This window comes from Streptosporangium sp. NPDC006013 (assembly GCF_040614275.1).
Classification (GTDB): Bacteria; Actinomycetota; Actinomycetes; order Streptosporangiales; family Streptosporangiaceae; genus Streptosporangium.
Map to the genome: position 1 here is coordinate 1 of NZ_JBEXUE010000632.1, position 4,906 is coordinate 4,906.

Genomic DNA, 4,906 nt, shown 5'->3' on the forward strand with positions numbered 1-4,906 from the left:
GCCCACCGCCGCCTGCGGCGACGCCTGAGGCGGGGCTGCCGTGCCCACTCCTGTTCGGCCACCGGTCTGACTCAGTTGCCGAGCGCGGCCTTGGTGTTCTTCTGCAGGTTCGCCAGGATCTTCTTGGGGTCGCCCGCGGGCAGCTGCTGGATGGAGGTGTCGAAGTCGGCCAGCACGCTGTCCATCTTGGGGGCGTTGACCGGCCCCTGGGCGTACTCGGCGCCGTCGACGAACGGGGCGTCCTCGGGGAAGGCCTGGACGAAGGCGTCCTTGGCCGACTGGCGCGAGGGCATCACGCCGAACGCCTTGGCGAAGGCCATCTGCTGGTCGGCCTTGGTCATCGCCTCGACGAAGGAGATCGCCTGCTCCTTGTGCTTGCTCTTGGCCGCGATGCCCCAGCAGGTGGTGAAGGACAGGGTGCCCTTGCCCTTGGGGCCGGCCGGCAGCTCGTGGGCGCTGTACTTGACGTCCGGGTAGTCGACCTTCATCGCGCCCTTGATCCAGTTACCCTCGATGGTCATCGCGGCCTTGGCCTTGCCGAACGCCTCACCGCCCCAGCCCGCGTCCACCTGCTTGGGGAACCGGGCGAGCCCGTCCTTCAGCAGGCCCTGCACGTAGCTCAGGCCCGCGGCGTTCTCCGGGCTGTCGGCGATCGCCTGCTTGCCGTCGGGGCTGACGATCCAGCCGCCGGCCTCCACCATGAACGCGCCGACCCGGTCGCGGGTGTCGCCGATGACCAGCGGGGTGATGTCCGGCTGCTTGTCCTTGAGCTTCCTGGAGACCGCGGTGAGCTGCTCCCAGCTGGTCGGCACGTCGGCGTCGGTGAGCCCGGCCTTCTTCCACAGGTCGTCGTTGACGATCAGCGCCAGCGTGGAGAAGTCCTTGGGCGCGCAGTAGAAGGTGCCGTTGTAGGTGAACGTCTCGCGCAGGCCGGGGTAGAAGTCGGCGGAGTCGGAGATCTTGTCCGCGTACGGCTCCAGCGCCCCGACGCTCGCGTAGTCGGCGAAGCGCGCGGCGTCGACGTAGAACACGTCCGGCGGGTTGCTTCCGGCGAAGGCCTGGCCGAGCTGCTGGGTCAGGTCCTGGGCGGGGGTGATCGTCGCGGTGCTGCCCGAGGACGCCGACCACGTCTGGGCGGCCGCGCGCAGCGCGTTCGTCTCCGCGTCGCCGGAGGAGCCGATGAGCACCTGCAGGCTGGCGGGCCCGCTGCTCTGCGGGGCGCTGCTCTGGCCGGCGGAGTCGTCGAAACCGCTGCCGCAGGCGGCCGAGGCCGCCAGGGTGCCCACGGCGAGCGCGGCGAGTACCGCGGTACGGAGGTTGTGCTGCTTGATCGGCTGTTTCATCGTGCTTTTCCAATCTTCCTGGGGGGTGATCTGAAGAAGAGCCAGGTGGTCATGCGGTCATACGGTCATGACGACTGCCGGAGGACCAGAGACGGCTGGAGCAGTACGTGCGTGCGAGGCCCACCGGCCTCGGGGGCGTCGGGGGCACCGGGGGAGGGCGGGTCGAACAGCCGGGTGAGCAGGCCGACGCAGCCGGCCGCGGCCTCGGCCAGCGGCTGGCTGACGCTGCTGAGCCCCACCGCCTTCGCCACCGGCGTGTCGTCGAAACCGATCACGCGGACCGGGAGGCCCTCCTCGCCACCGGCCTGTCCCGCGACCGTGAGACGGCCCTCGGCTGTCAGCCGTCCCGAGGCGGTCAGCTGTCCCGAGGCCGTGAGGGAGCGGACGGCGTGCAGCGCGCCCAGGGCGAGCGAGTCGCTGGCGCAGACCAGCGCGGTGATCGGCTGCTCGGCGCGCAGCAGGTCGCGGGCCGCCTTCTCGCCGTCGGCCACCCCGTCGTCCGTGGCCTGGTCCAGGCCGGCCGGGTCGATCCCGGCACCGACGAGAGCCCTGGTCCAGCCGGACCTGCGGTCGTCGCCCACGCCGGAGCCGGGCGGCCAGCCGAGGAACCCGATCCGCCGGTGACCCGCGTCGAGCAGGTGGCGGGTGGCCGCCGCGGTGCCGGCCGCACCGTCCACGTCGACCCAGGGGTGCTCCGGATCGCCGGCCGCCTCCCCGCCGGAAGCACCACCCGCGTTTCCCGCGTTTCCCGCGTTTCCCGCGTTTCCCCATGGCCGCCCGAACGTGACGAACGGCAGCCGCCGCTCGCGCAGCCACGCGGGGCGGCCGTCGCCGTGGTAGGTGCTGGTGAGCACGAAGGCGTCCGGCTCGTGACTTCCGACCAGGTCGTCGAAGGTGTCGATCTCCGATCGCTCGTCGCCCGCCGCGTAGAGCAGGATCCGATATCCGGCCCGGGCCGCCGAGGCGGTCAGCCCGTGCAGGAACCGGTCCAGGACCGAGCCGTTGATCCCGTCCCGGTCCGGCTCGATGCGCGTGGCGATCAGCCGCGAGCGGCCGGTCCGCATCTGCCGCGCGGCCTGGCTGGCCCGGTAGCCGAGCGCCTCGATGGCCTCCCGCACCCGGTCGCGGGTCTCCTCGCGGACCAGTTCGGGGCTGTTGAGCACGTTCGACACCGTCTGGCGCGATACCCCGGCACGGCGTGCGACATCGGTAATCGTCACCTTCGTAGCCATATGCACCTTTCTGAGGGTTTGAACGTTCAAGAGGGGATGAGGCATGATTGGATCGTTCAAGTAAACGGAGTGTAATGGTTGGATCGTTCAAGTAAAGAGAGTGTTTCGCAATGTGCACCCACCGGCCGTCGTCTGTCAAGACGTCACCGGCTCGACACGATCTCAGGGAGTCAGTCGTGTTCGACGACGCCTCATCCCCTACCCCCCAGGCGGTCACGGTGGCCGATTCCACCGCGGCCTACCGCCTCCAGCCCCTGCTGCACGACCTCGTCAGCACCGTGCTGGCGCCGACCGTCGCGCTGAGCGGCGGCGACGGGCAGATCCGCCCGGCCGGTGTCCAGGGCGTGTTCCACGCGGACTCCCGCGCCCTGTCGCAGGCCACCCTGACGATCGACGGCCGGGAGCCCGAGGCCGTCGGCCATGCCCCCCAGGGGGCGGGCGCCACCAGATTCGTCACGCTGGCCCGATGGCTGGGTGATCCCGTCCCCGATCCCACTGTACGGATCGAGCGATTCCGGCAGGTCGTACCGGGGGGCATGGAGGAACGTGTCGAGATCGTCTCCAGTGCCACCGTCCCCGTCGCCGCCGTCGTGAGCCTGGAGCTGGGCTGCGACTTCGCCCCCATCGAGGTGGTGAAGTCCGGCGGTGACACCGTGGAGGCCGTGGCCGAGTGCACCGCGCCCGGTGAGATCTCCTGGAACTCCGGCGGCGTCCGGGTCGTGGTGACCGGCCCGGGCGCGCGGGCCGAGTCCGCCGGGTACGCGCGCACGGGTTTCCTGCGCTGGCCGGTCGAGCTGGCGCCCCGCGGCCGGATCACCCTGTCCTGGAGGGTCGAGGTGCGCGACCCCCAGGCCGTGGTGACCGCGCCCGATCGCCCCGCCGAGTGGGCGGTGGGGGAGGGGGCGCCCCGGGTCGTCGCCGCCGACCACCGGCTGAGCAGGCTCTTCGAGCAGTCCATGGACGACCTGCGCTCGCTGCGGCTGGCCGAGACCGCCGCCCCCGGCGACACCTTCCTCGGCGCGGGAGTGCCCTGGTTCCTCACCCTCTTCGGGCGTGACGGCATCTGGGCCGCCCGGATGCTGCTGCCACTCGGCACGGAGCTGGCCATGGGCACCCTCCGGGTGCTGGCCCGCAGGCAGGGAACCAAGATCGACCTCGGCTCCGGCGAAGCCCCCGGGAAGATCATGCACGAGCTGCGCCGGCACGAGTTCGCGGTCGAGGGCAACGGGCTGCACCTGCCCGCCGCCTACTACGGCACGATCGACGCCACGCCGCTGTGGATCAGCCTGCTGCACGACGCCTGGCGCTGGGGTGCCCCCGCCGCGGAGATCGCCGCGCTGCTGCCCCACCTGGAGGCCGCGCTCGGCTGGCTCGGCGAGCACGCCGACCCCGACGGGGACGGTTTCATCGAGTACGTCGACACCAGCGGCCGGGGCCTGGCCAACCAGGGCTGGAAGGACTCCGGCGACGCGCTGCGCTTCCATGACGGACGCCAGGCCCAGCCGCCGATCGCCCTGGTCGAGGTGCAGGGCTACGCCCACCAGGCGGCCCGGCAGGGCGCCGACCTGCTGGAGGCGTTCGGCCGCCCGGGAGCCGCCCGCTGGCGCGAGCACGCCGCGGCGCTGGCCGAGCGCTTCCGGGCCCGGTTCTGGGTGGAGGGGCCACGGGGCAGCTTCCCCGCACTGGCCCTGGACCGGGACAAGCGCCCGGTCGACGCGCTGACCAGCAACATCGGCCACCTGCTCGGCACCGGCCTGCTCACCGGGGCCGAGGAGGCCGGGATCGCCGACCTCCTCGTCTCCCCGGAGATGGCCGGTGGTTTCGGCCTGCGGACGATGTCGGCGGACGCCGGCGGCTTCAGCCCGCTGTCCTACCACTGCGGGTCGATCTGGGCGCACGACACGGCGATCGTGGTCGCCGGACTGGCCCGCGCCGGGTTCGCCGAACACGCGGCGATCCTCGCGGAGGGACTGCTCGCGGCCGGAGAGGCGTTCAGCTACCGGCTGCCGGAGCTGTTCGGCGGCGACGACCGGGCGGCGCTCGGGCGTCCGGTGGCCTATCCGGCCGCCTGCCGCCCGCAGGCGTGGTCGGCCGCCGCCGCGGTGACCCTCGTGCACGCGGCGCTCGGCCTCTATCCCGACGTGCCCGCCGGCCGGGTACTGCTGCGGCCGCTCGCGGGCGCTCCGCTGGGACCGGTCTCGGTACGAGGGCTGCGGATCGCCGGTGCCGAGGTGGGCGCGGCCGTCGCGCACATGGCCAGGTCGTTGACCGTGCCGTTCACCGCGAGGTCGCCGATGTCGCCCCCGGGGAAGAACAGCGGCGTCACCACGA

Annotated in this window: 3 protein-coding genes; 1 reads left to right on the top strand and 2 read right to left on the bottom strand. The window is 72.3% G+C overall.

All coding sequences use genetic code 11. From position 1 onward, the window contains the following. Positions 1-71 precede the first annotated feature (71 nt). Both ABZ260_RS46580 and ABZ260_RS46585 read right to left on the bottom strand, forming a co-directional pair. The gene (locus ABZ260_RS46580) at positions 72-1,343 is read right to left on the bottom strand and encodes an extracellular solute-binding protein (protein ID WP_355631160.1); all 1,272 of its coding nucleotides are present in this window, start codon (positions 1,341-1,343) and stop codon (positions 72-74) included. Between the two features lie 65 nt (positions 1,344-1,408). Beyond that, the gene (locus ABZ260_RS46585) at positions 1,409-2,563 is read right to left on the bottom strand and encodes a LacI family DNA-binding transcriptional regulator (RefSeq protein ID WP_355631163.1); all 1,155 of its coding nucleotides are present in this window, start codon (positions 2,561-2,563) and stop codon (positions 1,409-1,411) included. A 188-nt stretch (positions 2,564-2,751) separates the two neighbouring features. Between ABZ260_RS46585 and ABZ260_RS46590 the strand changes: the two genes are divergently transcribed. After that, a partial coding sequence (locus tag ABZ260_RS46590) for a glycogen debranching N-terminal domain-containing protein (protein WP_355631166.1) occupies positions 2,752-4,906 on the top strand: 2,155 nt, incomplete at its 3' end.

What these genes read in the sequence shown, in the direction of transcription:
- ABZ260_RS46580 (WP_355631160.1), bottom strand. Translation starts at nt 1,343, where the DNA reads ATGAAACAGCCGATCAAGCAGCACAACCTCCGTACCGCGGTACTCGCC.